Annotated in this window: 24 protein-coding genes and 1 riboswitch; of the genes, 19 read left to right on the plus strand and 5 right to left on the minus strand. The window is 47.2% G+C overall.

Annotation, left to right across the window (positions count from 1 at the left end):
* Positions 1 to 33: 33 nt before the first annotated feature.
* The 5 genes from C7R93_RS10965 to C7R93_RS10985 all read left to right on the plus strand — a co-directional run bounded on the left by C7R93_RS10965 (position 34) and on the right by C7R93_RS10985 (position 2734).
* Positions 34 to 1026 (plus strand): LLM class flavin-dependent oxidoreductase, encoded by a 993-nt coding sequence (locus C7R93_RS10965; RefSeq protein WP_106838833.1) that lies wholly within the window; start codon positions 34 to 36, stop codon positions 1024 to 1026.
* Between the two features lie 19 nt (positions 1027 to 1045).
* Positions 1046 to 1288 (plus strand): DUF896 domain-containing protein, encoded by a 243-nt coding sequence (locus C7R93_RS10970; RefSeq protein ID WP_106838834.1) that lies wholly within the window; start codon positions 1046 to 1048, stop codon positions 1286 to 1288.
* On the plus strand, positions 1285 to 1761 hold the full coding sequence (locus C7R93_RS10975) for an Rrf2 family transcriptional regulator (RefSeq protein WP_106838835.1): 477 nt from the start codon (positions 1285 to 1287) through the stop codon (positions 1759 to 1761). Before C7R93_RS10970 ends, C7R93_RS10975 begins: the two co-directional genes overlap by 4 nt.
* Before the next feature lie 33 nt (positions 1762 to 1794).
* Complete coding sequence (locus tag C7R93_RS10980) at positions 1795 to 2082, plus strand: putative quinol monooxygenase (RefSeq protein WP_244191507.1); 288 nt, start codon at positions 1795 to 1797, stop codon at positions 2080 to 2082.
* A gap of 322 nt (positions 2083 to 2404) precedes the next feature.
* Entirely contained in the window at positions 2405 to 2734 is a 330-nt protein-coding gene (locus C7R93_RS10985; RefSeq protein WP_106838836.1) for a DUF1904 family protein, read from the plus strand.
* A gap of 48 nt (positions 2735 to 2782) precedes the next feature.
* Here the strand turns inward: C7R93_RS10985 and C7R93_RS30250 are convergent, their stop codons facing one another.
* Positions 2783 to 2953: a hypothetical protein gene (locus C7R93_RS30250; RefSeq protein ID WP_167402454.1), complete on the minus strand. Its 171-nt coding sequence runs from the start codon at positions 2951 to 2953 to the stop codon at positions 2783 to 2785.
* A 15-nt stretch (positions 2954 to 2968) separates the two neighbouring features.
* A complete protein-coding gene (gene thiC, locus C7R93_RS10990; protein WP_106838837.1) occupies positions 2969 to 4723 on the minus strand; it encodes a phosphomethylpyrimidine synthase ThiC in 1755 nt (584 codons plus the stop codon).
* A 149-nt stretch (positions 4724 to 4872) separates the two neighbouring features.
* Positions 4873 to 4984, minus strand: a riboswitch (TPP riboswitch).
* 247 nt (positions 4985 to 5231) lie between these two features.
* Between thiC and C7R93_RS10995 the strand changes: the two genes are divergently transcribed.
* Entirely contained in the window at positions 5232 to 6113 is an 882-nt protein-coding gene (locus C7R93_RS10995; protein WP_106838838.1) for a cation diffusion facilitator family transporter, read from the plus strand.
* A 60-nt stretch (positions 6114 to 6173) separates the two neighbouring features.
* On the opposite strand, the gene ku is transcribed toward C7R93_RS10995, so the two are convergent.
* Together ku and C7R93_RS30255 are read right to left on the minus strand one after the other, a co-directional pair.
* Complete coding sequence (gene ku, locus C7R93_RS11000; RefSeq protein WP_106838839.1) at positions 6174 to 7124, minus strand: non-homologous end joining protein Ku; 951 nt, start codon at positions 7122 to 7124, stop codon at positions 6174 to 6176.
* A 123-nt stretch (positions 7125 to 7247) separates the two neighbouring features.
* Positions 7248 to 7391 carry a hypothetical protein gene (locus tag C7R93_RS30255; protein WP_167402455.1) on the minus strand — a complete coding sequence of 48 codons (144 nt, stop codon included), beginning with the start codon at positions 7389 to 7391 and terminating at the stop codon, positions 7248 to 7250.
* Positions 7392 to 8019: 628 nt separating this feature from the next.
* Here C7R93_RS30255 and rsmD point away from each other — a divergent pair.
* The gene (gene rsmD, locus C7R93_RS11010; protein ID WP_106838841.1) at positions 8020 to 8586 is read left to right on the plus strand and encodes a 16S rRNA (guanine(966)-N(2))-methyltransferase RsmD; all 567 of its coding nucleotides are present in this window, start codon (positions 8020 to 8022) and stop codon (positions 8584 to 8586) included.
* Positions 8587 to 8632: 46 nt separating this feature from the next.
* Positions 8633 to 9112, plus strand: coding sequence for a pantetheine-phosphate adenylyltransferase (gene coaD, locus C7R93_RS11015; RefSeq protein ID WP_106838842.1), 480 nt, complete (start codon positions 8633 to 8635; stop codon positions 9110 to 9112).
* Here coaD and ylbJ read toward each other — a convergent pair whose 3' ends face one another.
* Positions 9113 to 10345, minus strand: a complete 1233-nt coding sequence (gene ylbJ / locus C7R93_RS11020; protein WP_106838843.1) for a sporulation integral membrane protein YlbJ — start codon at positions 10343 to 10345, stop codon at positions 9113 to 9115.
* Positions 10346 to 10492: 147 nt separating this feature from the next.
* On the opposite strand from ylbJ, the gene C7R93_RS11025 reads away from it, so the two are divergent.
* From C7R93_RS11025 to C7R93_RS11075, 11 genes are all read left to right on the plus strand, one after another.
* Positions 10493 to 11287 carry a patatin-like phospholipase family protein gene (locus C7R93_RS11025; RefSeq protein WP_106838844.1) on the plus strand — a complete coding sequence of 265 codons (795 nt, stop codon included), beginning with the start codon at positions 10493 to 10495 and terminating at the stop codon, positions 11285 to 11287.
* Positions 11284 to 12351, plus strand: a complete 1068-nt coding sequence (locus C7R93_RS11030) for a SepM family pheromone-processing serine protease (RefSeq protein WP_106838845.1) — start codon at positions 11284 to 11286, stop codon at positions 12349 to 12351. Before C7R93_RS11025 ends, C7R93_RS11030 begins: the two co-directional genes overlap by 4 nt.
* 84 nt (positions 12352 to 12435) lie before the next feature.
* Positions 12436 to 12954 (plus strand): YceD family protein, encoded by a 519-nt coding sequence (locus C7R93_RS11035; protein WP_106838846.1) that lies wholly within the window; start codon positions 12436 to 12438, stop codon positions 12952 to 12954.
* Between the two features lie 140 nt (positions 12955 to 13094).
* On the plus strand, positions 13095 to 13265 hold the full coding sequence (gene rpmF, locus C7R93_RS11040) for a 50S ribosomal protein L32 (protein ID WP_106838847.1): 171 nt from the start codon (positions 13095 to 13097) through the stop codon (positions 13263 to 13265).
* Between the two features lie 151 nt (positions 13266 to 13416).
* Positions 13417 to 14178, plus strand: a complete 762-nt coding sequence (locus tag C7R93_RS11045) for a DeoR/GlpR family DNA-binding transcription regulator (RefSeq protein WP_106838848.1) — start codon at positions 13417 to 13419, stop codon at positions 14176 to 14178.
* A gap of 185 nt (positions 14179 to 14363) precedes the next feature.
* Positions 14364 to 15143, plus strand: a complete 780-nt coding sequence (locus C7R93_RS11050) for an ABC transporter permease (RefSeq protein ID WP_106838849.1) — start codon at positions 14364 to 14366, stop codon at positions 15141 to 15143.
* 4 nt (positions 15144 to 15147) lie between these two features.
* Complete coding sequence (locus C7R93_RS11055) at positions 15148 to 15936, plus strand: ABC transporter permease (RefSeq protein WP_106838850.1); 789 nt, start codon at positions 15148 to 15150, stop codon at positions 15934 to 15936.
* 11 nt (positions 15937 to 15947) lie between these two features.
* Positions 15948 to 16916 carry an ABC transporter ATP-binding protein gene (locus C7R93_RS11060; protein WP_106838851.1) on the plus strand — a complete coding sequence of 323 codons (969 nt, stop codon included), beginning with the start codon at positions 15948 to 15950 and terminating at the stop codon, positions 16914 to 16916.
* A 127-nt stretch (positions 16917 to 17043) separates the two neighbouring features.
* Positions 17044 to 17634 carry a transcription factor FapR gene (gene fapR / locus C7R93_RS11065; RefSeq protein WP_106838852.1) on the plus strand — a complete coding sequence of 197 codons (591 nt, stop codon included), beginning with the start codon at positions 17044 to 17046 and terminating at the stop codon, positions 17632 to 17634.
* Positions 17635 to 17647: 13 nt separating this feature from the next.
* Positions 17648 to 18655, plus strand: coding sequence for a phosphate acyltransferase PlsX (gene plsX, locus C7R93_RS11070; RefSeq protein WP_106838853.1), 1008 nt, complete (start codon positions 17648 to 17650; stop codon positions 18653 to 18655).
* Positions 18656 to 18660: 5 nt separating this feature from the next.
* The gene (locus tag C7R93_RS11075) at positions 18661 to 19677 is read left to right on the plus strand and encodes a beta-ketoacyl-ACP synthase III (protein ID WP_106838887.1); all 1017 of its coding nucleotides are present in this window, start codon (positions 18661 to 18663) and stop codon (positions 19675 to 19677) included.
* Position 19678: the final 1 nt, after the last annotated feature.

Below are 19678 nucleotides of genomic sequence, written 5' to 3' on the forward strand. Positions count from 1 at the left end.
ATATCCTCATTAACTATGAAAGAAGGTATTTCTATGAAATTGAGTGTTTTGGATCAAACGCCTACTTCTAATGGACAAACCTCAGCTCAAACCTTTCAAAATACCATTGAATTGGCGAAACTGGTAGATGAATTGGGTTACAACAGGATATGGTACTCCGAGCATCATGGGGCGACAAACTTGGCAAGTGCCTCACCTGAAATCATGATTGCACATATAGCTTCTACAACAAAGAACATTCGTGTAGGATCCGGTGGCATTATGCTGATGCATTATTCTCCGTTAAAAATGGCGGAAGTTTTTAAAACCTTAACTACTCTCTATCCAAATCGAATTGATTTTGGAGTAGGTCGTGCTCCAGGTGGGGATCGCTTCTCTACGCTCGCCTTGCACGAAGGTAGGCAACCGAATGTGTTAAACCAGTACGATAAGCTTGTGGAGACCATGATGTTTATGACTGACACGATGCCAGAAGACCACGTGTATAGTCGGACGCTGGCGGCTCCTTTGGATGCACCACTACCTGAGGTTTGGCTGTTGGGTTCCAGTGGAAGCAGTGCTGCACAAGCAGGAAGATTCGGGATTGGTTATTCCTTTGCTCAATTTATTAGCGGACAGTTGGAAACGTCGATGCTTGAGGCATATCACGAAAATTTCACTCCTTCTGAATTTATGCCGGCCCCAAAAATCAATGTTGGATATTTTGTGATGGCGGCAGAAACAACGGAGGAAGCAGAATATCATGCGGCTAGCCTGGATTTGAATTTGCTGTTTTTGGATAAAGGAATGCCGTTTCAAATTTTCAGCCCAGAAGAAGCGTTGAATTATTCCTATACTGAAATGGATAAAATGGCGATCGAACACAACCGCAAACGATTCCTCGTAGGAAGTGCAAAAGACGTTGCGAATACACTGCGTGAACACGATGAAAAATACGGTATCGCTGAAGCTGTACTTGGAACAATCAGTCATAGCCATGAGGCGAGACTACAATCTTACCGATTGCTTGCAAAAGAACTTCTCTAATAGAAAGGTGGAAAAAGCAATGATTCCGATTTTGAAACGAATTAACATTTTAGCCCAAAAACAACGTGAAGATGGGTTAACTCAGACAGAAAAAGAAGAACAACAACAGTTGCGTCAAGAATATCTGCAAATCATTCGTGGGCAAGTTTTGCACACATTTTCAGGGTTAACGATTTTGGACCCACTTGGTAACGATGTCACACCTCAAAAGTTAAAAATCGCACAACAAAATCAGATGTTTAAGACAAATGATGAAGCATGAATATGAAGGGTGGCGTCGAACAAGCCGTGTATGCTCTTCTCGTGCTCACTCGATTACCTAGACATGCGATGTTATCTGGTGAAGCTCTAAGTCAACAGCTCCGGGTCTCTCCAACTTATTTGCAGAAGTTAATGAGAAAACTTGTACAGGCAGGGATCGTTTCTTCTGTGACAGGTGCAAAAGGTGGTTTTCGACTACAAGCTTCACCTGATGACATCACCATACATGATGTGTTCGTCGCAATCGAAGGCGTGAAATCTCTTTATCGTTCAACTGGTATTTTTGAAGGGATGCTTTCTTTGAATGAAAACAACGCCTGTTTGTTATCCGATGTAATGGAGGAAGCTGAGCATGCTTGGCAAGCCGTATTAAAGAGTCAATCCATCGCTTCTTTACACAGAGAACTAAACCAAATATGCTCAACTGATTATTTGACGAAATTGGATTCTTGGCTAAAAGAAGTTATTCGTTAACTAGTTAATGAATGCGAAGTAAGGAGGTATAACATGTTTGTTCGAGTCGTAACGCTCAGAAGTAAAGCGGGAATGGAGGAACAATTACAGCAAATGGGACGACACGTACTTGTTCCTGTCAACAAAGATGCAGGATGTGTTGAGGTTTATTTCATGGAGCCTAGCTTAGAAACGGACAATATTTTTTTCGGTGTGGTCAGTGTTTGGAGAGATAAGGAAACGTTGGAGACCATGAAAAATAGTGAAAGGTATCGTAACCTGCTTCAAGATATGGGGCCTTTGATTGAATCCGTAACAGATCAGCTATACGTAGTAGCGTAATCTGCCGTTTCCATCTGCAACAGTTGGAATTTTACGAAACTTATTTATTGATTAAGTATTGAATTCGAGCTATACTACTTGTAACTAAAGGTACTGATGGGTTAGCGAATTGGGCTGTATCTGGTTGAGTTGCTTCCTCCTTCCGTGGTACGTCCACCACACCTCATGGGAAGGGAGCTGCTCTCTGATATGGCCCTCTTTGTGTCTCCTATGTGTTGGGAATGTTTGTAGTTCACTTTCTTTAACCCTTTTTTCATTGATATATAAATAGTGACTTGTTTATAATGACTGTGCGAACTCATTTACGAAAGAAGGAATTGACTTGCCGTTTCTTCGGTTTAAAGGCTTTGCGAAGCAAGACATAGAGCCCATTTCTCAGATTCTTATAGAAGAGTTTTCTAAAATTGCTGAGGTAGCTCAGGAAAAAGTGAAATTGGAGCTGCTTTCTGTAGAGCAACTGACGAACAGTCCTCTGTCAGTAGAGATCATGATGTTTCCCCGTGAACCAAAGCAACATGACGCGATTGCGAGCGCCATACACGGCATTTTGAAGAAGCAGGGCTTTCTGCATGTCCATATTTTCTTCATCCTGCTATCGCCCACTCTCTATTATAAAGAAGGACTTCCGTTGCAAGTTGGAATGACGAAATAAGAAAGAAAAAAGGTCGAGATCCTCCAAAAGGATTTCGACCTTTTTCTATTAATAATAGAGACTTTCGGTTTGCAGGCACTTGGAGCATGTTCGCGCGAGTGGTGTTTCGATATAGACGTGGTTGCAGTCCTGTTGAATCAGCCGCAATTGTTGTTTGGATTGCTCTAGCTCGGCTTCTAGTCGAATGATCTTTTCACGTAAACGACTGGCTTCCTCCATATGCATCCTCCTCCATTACGACTGGTACAAACGACTACCTTGTTCGCGGAACTCACGCGATTTTTCCTGCATACCTGCAAGAATGGCGGGATCTTGGGCAGTCCCTTGTTCATAGGCGATATGACGAATGTCGTGCGATATTTTCATGCTGCAAAATTTAGGACCGCACATGGAACAAAAATGAGCGGATTTGGCTGCTTCAGCTGGCAATGTTTCGTCGTGATATTCGCGGGCGCGCTCTGGGTCCAGAGACAAATTGAATTGGTCGTTCCAGCGAAAATCAAAGCGAGCTTTGGATAAGGCGTCGTCTCGCTGCTTCGCCCGCGGATGTCCCTTCGCGAGATCAGCGGCATGCGCTGCGATTTTGTATGCGATGAGACCGTTGCGGACATCCTCTTTATTGGGTAAGCCGAGGTGCTCCTTGGGCGTTACATAGCAGAGCATGGCTGTTCCGAACCACCCAATCATAGCGGCGCCAATTGCTGAAGTAATGTGATCATAGCCGGGGGCGATGTCTGTCGTGAGCGGCCCAAGTGTGTAAAAAGGCGCCTCGTGGCAAATGGATAACTGTTTATCCATATTTTCGCGAATGAGATGCATCGGGACGTGACCAGGGCCTTCAATCATGACTTGTACGTCGTGTTCCCACGCAATTTTTGTGAGTTCCCCCAATGTCTCAAGCTCGGCGAACTGCGCCTCATCATTCGCATCCGCGATGGAGCCAGGACGTAGCCCATCTCCGAGAGAGACGCAAATGTCATAGGCCTTCAGAATTTCGCAAATTTCAGCGAAATGCGTATACAAAAAGTTTTCCTCATGATGGGCCAGGCACCATGCAGCCAAAATCGATCCGCCGCGAGAGACGATACCGGTAACACGGGTAGCTGTCATGGGGATGTAGCGCAATAGAACGCCAGCGTGAATGGTAAAGTAATCGACGCCTTGTTCCGCTTGCTCAATCAAGGTGTCTCGGTATACTTCCCATGTCAAATCCTCTGCTTTCCCATTTACTTTTTCGAGTGCTTGGTAAATGGGGACGGTTCCTACTGGGACGGGACTATTACGGATAATCCACTCCCGCGTGGTGTGTATATGTTTTCCCGTCGAGAGGTCCATAATGGTGTCAGCACCCCAACGGACCGACCAAATCATTTTTTCGACCTCTTCTTCCATCGAAGAGCTGACAGCTGACGTTCCGATGTTGGCATTAATTTTGACATGAAAGTTGCGGCCAATGATCATCGGTTCGCTTTCAGGATGATTGACGTTAGAAGGGAGGATCGCACGTCCAGCGGCGATTTCTGCCCGTACAAATTCAGGAGAGACACCCTCGCGAATGGCAACGTATTCCATTTCCGGTGTGATGATATTTTTTCGGGCATAATGAAGCTGGGTAACAATTTTCCCTGGCTTTGCCCGCTTTGGTTTGTAGCCCTCTCGAGGGAAAGTGGGGAGGGTGGTAGCCTTTTCTTCGTTTCTGATGCCGTCGTCGACTAGTTGCGGCTCGCGACCGACGTACGTTTCCAAATCATTTCGCTCATCGATCCACTTGTGGCGGATGGAGGGCAGTCCTGCTTGAATGTCAGGGACGTAACCCGTTGCGGTATACTCGCCACTCGTATCGTACACGCGAATAGGAGGATTGGGTGTGGAGCCGAACAATCCTTCGGTAGGATGAAGGGAAATCTCGCGCATCGGGACGCGGATGTCCGCACGGCTACCTGTTTCGTATACTTTGTGACTGCCTGGAAAAGATGACACCAATGACATAAGAAAAACCTCCTTGTTTTGGTTGCACGAAAGCGAGAACCGTTTAGGGAGGCGAAAGAAACTACCCGCGAAAAAGCGCCGCATATTCAACATGCGACGCCAACGCGAGAGTAGAGAAGAAACAGGTATCCTAAAGATACACGCATCTTTTCGTGTCGTATATGACATTCCTCCGCTGGCATTACCCAGTTCAGGTTCAACGGTCGATGGCACGTACCATCCTCTCAGCCTGGTGATTTCCAAGCTCCCGTGCTGTTTTATTTTTGATTGCAAGATTAGGATAACGGGAAGTCCAGCTAATTTCAAGGAAAATTTTCCAATGAAAAATTGCGGCTGTGCAACACATTTTCCTCCCCCCTATTCTCGTGAATCGGACTAAAACTGTTTCTGTAGACCCACATGAATCCTATCTGTTACGATGAAGTTCGAAAAAAAGCAACTGCTTCCAGCGCTTTGATTTTCCGAGTTGTCGAAGCAGGGTAGAGAAGTATTTTTGAGGTGATGAGGTATGGATGTCTATTCGGATCTAAAACAAGGAGAACGTGGAGCGTGGGTGAGTATTTTCGCCTACATATTCTGCTCTGTATTAAAAATAGGAGTTGCGTATGTCACTGCGTCAGAAGCTTTAATGGCCGACGGTCTTAACAACTCAACGGATGTCGTCGCATCGATTGCTGTTTTGATCGGGCTGCGTATTGCAAGGAAACCACCTGATAAAGATCACCCGTATGGTCATTTTCGGGCGGAGACGATTTCAGCACTTGTCGCATCATTTATTATGCTATTTGTCGGAGTTCAAGTCGTTACGAGTGCCGTACCATCCTTGTTTGACTCACATCATGCCGCTCCTGACCTGTTGGCAGGGTGGACAGCACTTGCGACTGCAGTCATTATGCTTTTCGTCTATCGCTACAATAAAAAGCTCGCCATCAAAACAAATAGCCAAGCACTGGATGCAGCGGCTGCTGACAACCGTTCAGACGCATTCGTCAGTATAGGGACGTTTATCGGGGTAGCAGGTGCACAATTTCAATTGTATTGGCTTGATCCTTTGGCTGCTTTTGTTGTTGGTCTCATCATCTTAAAGACTGCTTGGGATATTTTCAGGGAGGCAACCCACCGCTTGACAGATGGTTTTGACGAGAGCGAGCTTGCGGACCTGCGAGCTACGATTTCCTCGATTTCAGGAGTAAAGGATATCAGTGACATCAAAGCCCGCTACCATGGAAGCAGCGTACTGGTTGATGTTGTGATCCATGTAGATCCAGGTCTGAATGTGGTGGAGAGCCACACAATCACTGAGAAAATTGAAGAACAGATGCGCAAGATTCACCGAATAAACGCCGTTCATATCCATATTGAACCATGCAGAAAGATGGCACCAAGCTAGGTGTCCTGATGCGAATACCAAAAAACCTGTCCAGAGTGGGCAGGTTTTTTTGCGTGTAGATTAAACAGTGGTAGTCTTCTTTTTGCGCAATGTTTTGGTTGTAGACGTGGTCGCAGTGTTTTTTTGACTGGATGCAGGCTGCTTTTTCTCTTTTTCGGACGCGGAGGCTGCTGTGGTGCGTTTTCGCGCAGGCTTTGACGGAGTGGGTTCAGGCTCGATTTTGATGGGCACTGCGGCTTGACCAGCTGTAGACTCCAAGCTTTCTTTTAGGGCTTGCATGAGATCGATTACGTTGGTTCTTGCCACAGTAGGTGCAGTTGCGATCTCCTGACCCTCCAGTTTTTTCTCAATCAGTTTTTGCAGGTCAGATCGATATTCATCCGTATACTTTGCGGGGTCAAATGAGATCGTCATATTGCTAATGAGCTCAGTAGCCATCTTCAGTTCGTTTTCGGCCAAGGCTATAGTGGCTTCTGGCAAGGCAGGCACTTGACTGACCGGACGTACCTCATCTGGATAGAAGATCGTCTCCAGCATGATGCAATGTTCGTACAGTCGGATCACTGCCAAGCTTTGCCGATTGCGCATCGTTACCTGTGCAACACCGATCTTGCCTGTCTGTTCCATGGCGGAGCGCAGCAAGGCGTATGCTTTTTCTCCCGTGTCCTGGGGTGATAAGAAATAGCTTTTATGAAAATAAACCGGATCAATCTCCGACAAGTCTACGAAGTCGATAATTTCAATGGCTCTGCGCGTTTCTGGCGTAATGGCTTCCAGATCATCATCGTCGACCATGACAAAATGTCCTTTTTCGTATTCGAAGCCACGGACGATTTCGCTCGTATCGACTTCGCGCTGGCAGTGGGGACACATTTTCGTGTACTTGATCGGGGTATGACACTCTTTATGCAGTTGGCGAAAGCGGATATCGCGCTCTTCCGTTGCGGTAAACATGCGAACAGGTATATTGACGAGGCCGAAACTGATCGAGCCCTTCCACACCGTATGCATTCGGATACCTCCTTCACAGCTATTTTTGTATAGTATCTGTATTCGCGTAGAAGAAGTGCCGAGGGAAATGAAGGTGGAAAAGTAAAAAGCCAGCCGAGTCGATGCGGCTAGCTTCATGAGCAGTTACTGTCCATGTTTGACGATGTCCGATTGATCTGCGCGCGATTGCATGTCTCGCGCCAGCTCCACGTCTTTGCCAGTGCGGTCCGCAAGGGACTGGGCTTTGGACGCCTTCAGCTTTTGTGCAGACGGTTGTTTTTCTGCCATGAACGACTCACTCCTTTCAGGCAAACTACATGTAGAGGTTGTTGCAGGTACATGTAGTATGCGCTGCACACAAAAAAATACCCCATCGCCAAATGACGAGGGGCAGCCGTTCAACTCCTCCCGATGAAGGGAGCGATGGCACGAAATGCTCCTATCAGACACGTCGTGCGCCAAAGTGAACAGCCTTTCAATTATGGGAGAGGAGAAACCGGAGGAAGAGCTTATGGGGAAACGTAAGTCTTCTCCGCGGTTGTCAGCGACACCGTTGCGTCGCTATTCAACATCTTTTCCAATCGAAATGGGTTGTATACCTGTTTTGTCCATAAAATTTTCCAGTTGCTAATTTTACGGGTTTATGTAGTTGTGTTAGTATGATATCATTCTCGGTCGTAGAAAAATCGCGTCTAACGGTACGCGTTCAAAAAGTCGTCTTTTCAGCACTGAGAAAGTGGTGAGAAGCTGAAGAAGGAGGCGCGGAGTGTAGGGAACCTACATGAGCACTGGACTTTGAAGCTGAACGCCTCTTTCGATGTTGAATAAGCTTGCGGGACTGCTACGTGATCAAAAGACGACTTTTTGAACAACCTCTTACAACATACATAAAGGAAAGCAGACAGGTGAAATGAGTATGCGAGTCATCGCTGGAGAACACAGAGGAAGACGGTTGGCAGCAGTTCCGGGCAAAGGAACCAGACCGACAACCGATAAAGTCAAAGAATCAATTTTTAATATGATTGGCCCGTATTTCGATGGTGGGTGGGCATTGGACCTATACGCAGGAACAGGTGGCCTTGGGATCGAGGCATTGAGCAGGGGAGCGGATCGAGCTGTTTTTGTAGAGCGAGATCACAAAGCATTTGCTGTAGTAAAACAAAACGTCAGCACTTGTAGGCTGGACGATTATGCAGAGCTATATCGGATGGATGCGGATCGCGCCATACGCACACTGAGTACACGCAGTCAAAAATTTGATCTCATCTTCTTGGACCCGCCGTACGCCCAACAAAAAATTGTCGAAGAAATTGAGTTGTTGCAGGAGCTGGGAATGTTGGCGGACGGGGCATGGATCGTGGCTGAGCACGATATCGCAGACTCATTTCCGGATTCAATTGGTCATTGTGTGAAGGATCGAGCGGCTAAGTATGGTGATACAGCCGTTACCGTTTATTATTACGATTTGGAGCCACAAGCTTAACTTTCATAGTAAGGGACAAAAGAGCACTAAGGGAGGATAACCCGCTATGGCAATCGCTGTATGTTCAGGAAGCTTCGACCCTGTTACCTATGGGCATCTCGACATTATTGCGCGGGGTGCCAACGTTTTTGATAAGGTCATTGTCGCTGTCTTGATCAATTCAAAGAAAAACTCATTGTTCAGCGTAGACGAGCGCGTCGAATTGCTTCGTCAGGCAACGGCTGACATGAAAAATGTAGAAATAGACTCTTTTGACGGCTTGTTGATTGACTATATGAACAAAAAGGGCGCACAGGTGATCATTCGTGGCCTTCGTGCTGTTTCTGATTTTGAATATGAGATGCAAGTCGCCTCCATTAATAAAAAGCTCGACGAAAATATCGAAACGTTTTTCATGATGACGAACAATCAATATTCGTATTTGAGTTCAAGTATTGTGAAGGAAGTTGCGAAATACAAGGCGAGTGTCGCCGATTTGGTGCCGCCAATCGTAGAAGAGGCACTAAAGCGAAAACTGAACGAGTAATTATCGCGTCTTGCTACGGTTCATGTGACGAAGAGTCAGGCTGGTACATAAAAGAATTGCACCGACGCCAATCGCTATTCCTCCTGATAGTAGCAGAGTCTCCCACCAACTTGTCTCCGGGATCTCAGATTTCGCATGCACAAATACAGGGACTGCTTTCTCCACAAACCAGGAGCTGACTGTGGCAAGTGGACCCCAAAAGACAAAGGTCAAAATTGCAGCTAGCAAAGCATGAAGCGATCTGGCAATCAGGTAGGGAGCGACACGAATATCCGTTTCACTCAAGATACTCGCGACCTGTGCGTGAACACTCAAACCGCCCCAGGACAAGATAGCGCTGGCAATGGCCGCTTTCCAGACCAAGGAAACACCATCCGGCACCATGCTCGCTGCTTGTGCGCCGAGGGTTACTTCGAACAAACCAGCGACGATTGCTTGGGAAAAGGCTGGTGGAAAACCAAAGGGACCGAGAATAATCGAGAGAAGCGTACTGATGATTTGTGTCAGATGAATCGTGGAGAATAGTTGGATTAATACCGAAAAAACGATGATGAAGCCACCGATCATGAGCAATGTATTCAGAGCGGATTGCACGGCTTCTCCCATTAATTTTCCGAACGGACGTCCATCGCGGACACGTGCCCGATGCATCGCTTGCAAGGCGCGGATAGGAAGAGGCAGTGAATTTTTCTCCAATGGAGTGGTAGTAATGGCAAATGGCGCATGAAAACGATAGATCACGCCCATGAGAACAGCTGACAAATAATGAGTCAGGGCTAGAATGATGCCCATTTGCTCACTGTGGAAAAAGCCGATTGCCACCGCTCCCATGACGAATAAGGGGTCTCCCGTCGTTGTAAAAGAGACGAGACGTTCACCCTCCGCCTTCGTCACATTGCCTTGTAGACGCAGGCGTGTTGTCAGCTTTGCGGCTACCGGATAGCCGGACGAGAAGCCCATAGCCAGTACGAATCCACCGGTGCCCGGAACGTTAAACAATGGACGCATTAATGGCTCCAGTAACACGCCGACAAAATGAACGACGCCCAGACCCATTAACACCTCAGACAGCACAATAAAGGGAAGGGTAGAGGGGAAAACCACCTCCCACCATATTTTCAGACCGCGTACGGCAGCTTCAAAAGAAATCTGCGAGTAAGCAACCAACGAAATAACAATGGAAACTGTCGAGAGGGCAAGCAACAGAGTAAGTACGGGTGAGTGGCGTGACATGGATTCCTCCTGAATCGAAGAAAAGTAGTAGTACATGTCTACGTGGCAGGCGGGAGAACTATGCGTAAGCTTGGTCAACGAATATCTCCCAAGTGTGAAAGGAATAGCGATTTACCACATAGGCTGGTTACAGGGAGGGGTTTTTCCATGCAGACAAAGCGTAAACCAATCGTGGGTGTAGCCCTGGGTTCTGGGGGCGCTCGCGGTTTTGCGCATATTGGTGTATTGAATGCGCTAGAAGCACATGGTATCCAGATTGACATGCTGGCTGGCTCCAGTATGGGCAGTCTGATTGGGGCCGTCTATGCCAACGGAATTGAACCGCACATGATGGGAAAGCTTGCCCTTAATTTAAAACGCAAGCATTGGCTCGATTTGACCGTACCCAGCATGGGCTTTGTTACAGGAGAAAAGATCAAGCAATTGATTCGCCTGTTAACGCACGGAAAACGCTTGGAAGAGCTGAACAAGCCGCTTGCCATTGTGGCGACGGATATCGAATCAGGTGAGCGAGTCGTATTTCGGGAAGGTCCGATTGATCAAGCAGTGCGGGCAAGCATATCCATTCCAGGTATCTTCGTACCTGAAAAAGTAGGGGGGCGGCTTTTAGTCGACGGAGGAGTCATTGATCGTGTGCCCGTGACGGTGCTGCGTGAAATGGGTGCTGATATCGTTATTGCGGTAGATGTCGCCCAATTCGATACGCGGATGGAGGTCAAAAGTATTTTTGATGTCATCGCCCAGACGATTGATGTGATGGAAAGGGAAATTCTGCGACATCAAATCATTGCGGCAGACATCGTAATCAGGCCGGATGTTGGACACTATAGCAGTATCGCGTACACGGGTGTCGAAGAAATTATCGAGCTAGGCGAACGTGCGGGTACTGAACATATCGAACGCATTCAGGACCTAATTGCAAATTGGGAGGCACAAGAATGAGTGAGGATCAGCTTTATGCCAATAGACGCAGATCTACAGGAACCAGAGGCTTTAGCTGGATACTTGCCTTGGTTTTTGTCTTGTTGGGTATTTCTTTTTTTGTACCGACGAATTATTACGTAAGTCGTCCAGGTTCAGCGATTGAGCTGGGTCCGATGATTAAAGTGGAAGGAGGCAAGAAAGACGAGACCGGCTCCTTCATGCTCACGACGGTCCGAATGGGCGAAGCAAATTTGCCGTGGTATTGGTATGCGAAAATGACTCAGGATGTTGAGTTGATGCCTAAAGAACTGGTTGTCAGCAAGGGCGAGGACAGCGAGGATTTTATCCGTCGAGAACAAGCGATCATGGACAATTCACAAAAAATTGCGGAGGCAGTCGCATTCCGTCTTGCCGGCTTCGAAGTGAAAATCGAGAAGCAAGGTGTGTGGGTGATGGGTACCTTGGAAGGGTTCCCCGCCTATAAAGCATTGCAAATCGGTGATGTCATTACGTATGTAGACGGGGTTCGCACGTCTGAGGCAAAAGATTTGCTGACAGCCCTCTCTACAAAAAAAGCAGGCGATCAAGTCGAAATTACGTACACAAGAGATGGACAAGAGGCCAAAACGATGTTAACCTTGGAACCACTACCTGAATCCAAGTCAGTTGGAATTGGTGTACGCCCTGACAATAAACAGGAAATCATCATTCCAAAAGAAGTAACTATTGCCTCCCAAGGGATCGGCGGTCCTTCTGCTGGTTTAATGATGACGCTGGAGATTTATGACCAGTTAAATACGGAGACGGATTTAACAAAAGGCTATAAAATTGCAGGAACAGGCACGATTTCGTTGGACGGAAAAGTAGGCAGGATCGGTGGCATTAATCAAAAGGTAATCGCTGCAGACAAAGCGGGCGCAGAGATCTTCTTTGCTCCGCAGGATACGCCAGATACAAACTCCAATTACGAGGAGGCGTTAGCGACTGCCAAGCGGATTGGAACTTTAATGAAAGTTGTTCCGGTCAAGACGGTAGATGAAGCGATTACGTACTTGAATGGACAAAAACCGAAATCTACCTGAGCAAACTAGCTGTCAAGCAAAAATGGTTGACAAAGCTTTGGGCAGGGTCTATAATCATCTTTGTTGTGCATGAGGTGAAATGCTATGAACATTAAGTTAGCAGAGTTAGAGCACCGAAAAGGAGAGCCGTTGCCATTCCAGGTAACTCTGGATGAAGATGAGCTGAAGAAGCGCCATCATGAGATTCGCGGGATTACTCCTGTGACTGCGAGTGGTGAAGCTGTACAGCTGGGCAATCTCTTTTACGTAAAAGGAAGCATGAAGGCAAATGTGAATTTTGTCTGCGCGAGATGCTTGAATCCTTTTACCGATCAGGCAACAGTAGATTTCTCTGAGACATTTGCGCTTGCAGATGATCCGATCCTGCAAGATGACGAGGACAGTGATATCCTTCCCCTGGAAGGTGATGAAATCGAGCTGAACTCGCTGCTGCAAGAGGATTTCTTACTGGCAATGCCGACCTTCCCGCTTTGCGAGGAGGATTGTAAAGGTCTATGCCCGACTTGCGGTGTGAACCGTAATGAAGTGGCATGCAGCTGCAAGAATGAGCGTGTTGACCCGCGATTGGCTGGGTTGGCTGACTTTTTCAAAGACAGCAAATAAGTATTCTTACTGTATTCAAGATGATTCGCCGACCATTTGTGGCAGCGTCTCATTTTTGAAGGATGGCATAAGCATTTTGCCTATACTATCCACCCAATAGAGCTTCTTAGCATTTGTCAGTTGAAGGAGGTGTAAGGAAGATGGCAGTACCTCAACGGAGAACTTCCAAAACCCGTAAAAGAATGCGTCGTACGCACTTCAAATTAGAGATTCCAGGCATGATCAAATGCGATAATTGCAGCGAATACAAGCGTGCGCATCGTGTTTGCCCAAGCTGCGGTCACTACAAAGGCGTGAAAGTAGCGAAGTAATATTCGCTGCTAAGAAAGCAAGGTGAGAAATCGCCTTGCTTTTTTTGTTTGTTTAAATTGCTTATGATTACTTATGAATACTTAATATTACTTGCAACTTTTACTTAAATCACTTATACTGAAGTCGAGATAAGGATGGGGTTGAGGCTTCGTGTTTCAAGAGGAGAGGCTGGCTGCAATTCTTGCGTATTTACAGAAGCACCAGCGAATCAGTGTGCAAGAGGTAGTTGAGCAGTTTGGGGTTTCCCGTGACACAGCGAGGCGGGATATCGTCAAGCTGGAGGAACAGGGAGAAATCCTGCGGACTAGGGGAGGAGCAGTATTGCCCAGCCTCAACAAAAAGAACTACTCCCATCAGGAACGAATGCAGCTTGATTTGACAGGAAAGCGCAGTATTGCAGCAGCGGCAGCTCGTTTGATCAAAGATGGTGATTATTTGCTGCTCGACGCGTCCACAACCGTTCAACTCACGGTGGAATCCTTGCAGACCCGGGATCATGTCATTATCACGAATTCATTAGCTACTGCCGCCAGTATGTCCCGAAAAGAAGGGGTTCTTGTCAAACTTTTGGGCGGAGACGTACATGCAGAGGATCAATGCGTGCTTGGTACACGCGTGATTCAAAACCTCGCTGATTTTCATGTAGATAAAGTGCTGGTTGGTGCATGCGGTATTACCCAGGAGGGGCTCATGTCCACGCAGGAAGATCACGGCTTCCTAATCAAAGAAATGATTAAGCGCGCTGATCAAGTGATCATACTCACCGACCATACCAAGTTCGGAAAAAGCATGCTGTATCGCGTTGCCGGTTTTGACCAAATCGATATTATCGTGACCGATAAGCTGCCTGAAAAGGAAATGGCTGAGGCTTTGTACGCCAACGATGTAGAGGTGATTGTAGCTTCCACATGAAGCTATTGATCCATAAACAAGAGGATAAGTTTCGTTTGGCTGGCGTGAATGGGTGACCAGCGTGACAGCAAATGGATTTATCGAAAGAGAGTCCTTCCAATGGAAAGGGCTCTTTCTTTTTTTCTTGCATTCGTATACGGTCCCTGCTATTCTATTAATCCTGACTTTTCCAAGAGGAGGGTTCTATGGTCTATTGGCGGATTATTCGCAAGAGCTATCATCGAAATCTTCAGTATCGTTTATCGCATGTCATCAACAATGTCGCAAGCTCGATTTTTGGGCTTGTTTTTATTGCCATTTGGACAGGTGTCCTTTCTGGAAAACAAGTATACGGTCCATACGATGTCAAGACGATGGGGTATTACATCGCGATTTGCCAAAGCGTTCTCTGGATGACAACATTTATGTCCCCGGGTCTCAATGTGCAAATAGGAGTAAGAAGCGGGGCTGTCAGCTTGGATATGATCAAGCCTGTTCATTATCTCTGGTACATGCTCAGTCAGGAGTTTGGAAGACTTGCTTACAACGCTTTTTATCGAAGTGTTCCGATTGGCTTGCTGCTTGGATTAGCGGTAGGCTTCTTTTTTCCCTCCAATCCGCTCACGTACTTTTGGTTTATCCTCTCGCTACTGCTTGGAACTTACGTAGGGATGCTGCTCTTTTATCTCGCGGGCATTTCCTCCTTCTGGACCACAGAAATTCGCTGGGTACACCTAATCCTTTTGTCTTTGATTTTTGGGTTGGGCGGACAAATGATCCCGCTGGATTTGATGCCAGGGCTTATTGGAAAGGTCGCACCTTATTTGCCTTTTTCTGCGATGATTTTTTATCCAGTCATGACCTTGCTAGAACTGGCACCTCCAAATGGCATGCTTGTTCAGGCCGGCTGGGCGCTCGTTTTAACAGCAGTTGCTTTGTTGGTGACGAGCATGGCAAGAAGAAAGCTAGAAATTCAAGGAGGATAACCGCATGTTTGCCCTCTATCGCAAACTGATCGCGGCTAGCATTCGCTCGCAAATGCAGTACAAGATGAATTTTGTCACGAGTGCTGCCACGACCGGAATGATTATGGTGCTTGATTTTATTATTCTATCTGCGATTTTGTACCGATTTAATGATGTGGTCGGGTGGAATATTTACGAGGTTGGGATGCTTTACGGGATTTCCTCTGCATCTGTCTCCTTGTATCGACTGTTCGCCCCGGAAATCAACGACTTCGAGAAGTACATCGTACATGGGGAGCTTGATCAATTGCTCATCCGTCCCGTTTCACCTTTGCTCTTGTTAATGACACGCAATCTTGATTTGTCGAGAGTGGGAGGGTTGGTGCAAGGGGTGTCTGTTTTGGTCATCTCCTTGTCGGGTCTTGCGGCGGAAGGAAAATCGATCGTGGGGTTGGTGCTATTCTCACCGATTGCCATTTTGTCTGGCGGAGTGATTTATTTTTCGATTGGACTGGCTACGGCTGGAGTTGCCTTTTGGACGCAACAGATGAAAGACATGCTGACCTTTACCATTTATGCGCCAGCCAATGCTTCCAATTACCCGATCGGGCTATATCCAAACTGGCTCAAATGGCTGTTCTTCTCAGCGCTTCCGATTGCGTATATGAATTATTTGCCGATGTTGACGCTGTTGGGCAAAGGGGGCGAATGGTTCTATCCGTTACTAACTCCTGTGGCCGCAGCGAATGCTTTTTATTTCTCTCGTATGCTGTGGAATGTCGGGATTCGACACTACCACAGTACAGGGAGCTAAGGAGGGGTAACATGATTGAAGCAAAGCACATCGAAAAATCATTTTTCCTGACAAAAGCGAAAGAGGGGAGTTTTGCTTCTCTACGTACACTCTTTTCTCGTGAGCGAAGGGAAGTCAAAGCCGTCCACGATATCTCCTTTTCCATAGACAGAGGCGAGTTCGTGGGATATATCGGGCCGAATGGTGCGGGGAAATCGACGACAATTAAAATGCTCGCCGGAATTCTTCATCCCAGTCATGGGGAAATACGAATAGGCGGCTATAGTCCGCAGCGGGAAAGAATTCAAGTAGCCTCACAAATCGGTGTGGTATTCGGGCAGCGAACACAGCTGTGGTGGGATCTGCCAGTCAGAGATTCCTTCGAAATTTTGCAAGCGATGTACAAGGTTGACGATAAAGCATATCGGCGATCGATGGAGGCGTATCAGGAACTGCTGGATCTGCATGAATTCCTCGATACGCCAGTGCGCAAGTTGTCATTAGGTCAGAGGATGAGAGCTGATTTAGCGGCGGCTTTGCTGCATGATCCGCCTGTCCTGTTTTTGGACGAGCCTACGATTGGGTTGGATGTGGTCGCGAAAACGCGCATCAGAGCCTTTTTGAAAGAAGTGAATCAGTCCCAGAAGAAGACCATTCTATTGACGACTCATGATATGGACGATATTGAGCAACTCTGCAACCGGATCATTGTAATCAATCATGGCAAAAAGATGATGGATACGAGCTTGGCCGATTTGCGACACCAGATAGGGCTGCCAAGCCTCATTCGAATCGAATTTCGACAACCACCTGAAAAGCTTTACGAGCTAGAGGGGATCGAGCGGATGGAGCTATCAGAGAATGTGCTTTCGATTTACTTCGACAAAGGAAAAATCTCTTCTCCGAGAATCCTTGCCGAAGTGGCGGGCTGGGGTGAGCCTTTGGACATCCAGATGAAAGAACCGGGAATTGAGGAGATCATTCGGCTCATTTACCGTTAAGGAAGGTTACCTAATTTCGCGATCGATACTTGTAATTCCACATTTTCTCCCTTATACTGTGTTTTGGTACCAGGTATTAAAAACAGATCGCAATCATACATAGTAGAACTGAATCCTGCTTAAGGGGGTGTTCAGCATCGCCCGCTTGCCAAAAAAAGATCGCCAGTCCCGCTTGGTGCAGTATCTGGCGGATAACCCATTTGCGACGGACGAAGATCTGGCTGAGTTATTTCACGTCAGTATTCAAACCATACGTTTAGACCGACTGGAATTAGGCATACCGGAGCTGCGTGAACGTATCAAGACAGTCGCAGAGAAAAGTCTTGATCCTGTAAAATCATTGGGCATCGATGAAATCATCGGTGAAATTATTGATCTACAGCTCGATTCACAGGCCATTTCCATATTGGAAATTAAAGAAGAGCACGTTTTTTCGAAAACACAAATTGCCAGAGGGCATTATATATTTGCTCAGGCCAACTCATTGGCAGTAGCAGTAATCAACGCAGAGGTAGCGTTGACAGCAACGGCACGAATCCGCTTTGTCCGTCCTGTACGAGCAGGGGAGAAACTGGTTGCCAAAGCATTGGTAAGAAGCCGTAACGGCGACGAATGCAAGGTGCGTGTAGAGACGAAGGTCCAAGGCGAATTAGTCTTTACCGCCACCTTCCGTGTAGTTGAAATGTCGCGCTACAATAACAGCATGGATGAGGAGTAAGGAGGAATCACGGTTGCGAATTGCAGTGGATGCGATGGGCGGCGATCACGCACCGAAGAGTACTGTATTAGGGGCGCTAGCTGCCGTCAAGGAAAACCCGGCCATTACAGTTGTATTGGTGGGAGATGAACAGGCTATTCGGAACCATTTGCCGCAAGATCTGCCGGCAAACATCGAAATCGTTCCAACAGCGGAAGTGATTTTGCCAGATGATGAACCGGTTCGAGCTGTTCGTCGTAAGAAAAATTCTTCGTTGGTCGTAGCTGTTGAGATGGCGCGCGAGAAAAAAGTGGACGCGATGATCTCAGCAGGAAATACGGGAGCATTAATGACAGCAGGCTTGTTATACGCAGGTCGCATGGATGGAATCGAGCGGCCTGCGCTTTGTGCCTATATCCCAAATACAAAAGGCCGGGTAACATTGACGCTGGACGTCGGTGCCAATATGGATGCCAAGCCGCATCAGCTCGTACAATACGCGCTGATGGGTAGCCTGTATGCTGAAAAAGTGTTGGGCTTCGAGCGTCCGACAGTCGGCTTGCTCAACGTCGGAACGGAAGAGGGAAAAGGTAACGAGCTGACGAAAGCTGTTTTTCCTCTCTTACAAGAAGCTGACTTGAACTTTGTAGGAAATGTGGAAGCGCGCGATGTTATGCAAGGAGCATGTGATGTGCTCGTATGCGACGGTTTTGTCGGAAACGTTTTGTTAAAGGCCGTAGAGGGTGCTGCCTCCACAATCTTTTCGCAGTTGAAACAGGAGTTTACCTCCAGCCTAATTAATAAGGTAGGAGCGGCCATTTTGAAACCGGGATTGGTTCGCTTCAAAAAGAAAATGGATTATGCGGAATACGGTGGTGCTCCACTGCTGGGATTGAAATCCCCTGTGATCAAGGCCCACGGTTCCTCAAATGAACGCGCGATGAAAAATGCGATCGTCAGTGCTACGCGGTTTATTCAGCAGGACGTGAACGAGATTATCCAGCAATCATTACAGAAAAATACTTTGGGAGAAAGCGAGTGAAGCAGATGAGTGGAAAGCGTTCAGTAGGGATTTTGTCTACAGGCTCTTATACCCCAGAGCGGGTGTTGACAAACTTTGATCTGGAGAAAATGGTGGAAACCTCTGATGAGTGGATTGTTTCCCGTACTGGAATCAGAGAACGCCGCATTAGCTCACCGGAGCAAGCTTCCTCCGATTTGGCTTACGAGGCTGCCAAAGAAGCGCTCGAAAAAGCAAACATCAGCGCGGAACAGCTGGATATGATCATTGTAGCTACGGTAACGCCTGACATGTCGTTCCCGTCTACTGCATGCTTGCTGCAAGAAAAGCTGGGTGCTACACGTGCCGCTGCAATGGATCTTTCCGCGGCTTGCACGGGCTTTTTGTACGGAATTACGACCGCGGCTCAGTTTATTGAAAATGGATTTTATAAAAAAGTATTGGTCGTAGGCGTTGAGACCTTGTCCAAAATTACGAATTACAAAGATCGAAATACTTGTGTTCTGTTCGGAGATGGTGCAGGTGCTGCTGTTATCGGTGAAGTGACTGAGGGCTACGGCTTCCAGTCCTTTGAGCTTGGAGCAGATGGATCAGGCGGTTCCCTCTTGTGCCAGCCGGCAGGTGGTTCCAGAACGCCTGCATCTGCTGAGTCTGTCGAACAAGGATTGCACTACCTCTACATGGCAGGCGGAGAAGTTTTCAAATTCGCTGTCCGCGTCATGAATTCAGCAACAGAAGCTGTTTTGACTAAAGCGGGTGTATCGAAGGATGAGATCGACCTGTTGGTGCCGCATCAAGCAAATAAACGCATCATTGACTCTGCCGTGCAGCGTTTCGGTCTATCTGAGGATAAAGTAGCGATTAACCTGGATCGCTATGGAAACATGTCCTCTGCTTCGATTCCAGTAGCGTTGGATGAAGCAGTAAAGGCTGGTCGCGTAAAAGAAGGCGATAACCTTATTCTGGTTGGGTTTGGTGGCGGTTTGACTTGGGGAGCGACGCTCTTGAAGTGGTGCACGACCCCGGCAGAAGGGGGCAAGTAGG

This window comes from Brevibacillus fortis (genome assembly GCF_003013395.1).
Lineage (GTDB): Bacteria > Bacillota > Bacilli > Brevibacillales > Brevibacillaceae > Brevibacillus > Brevibacillus fortis.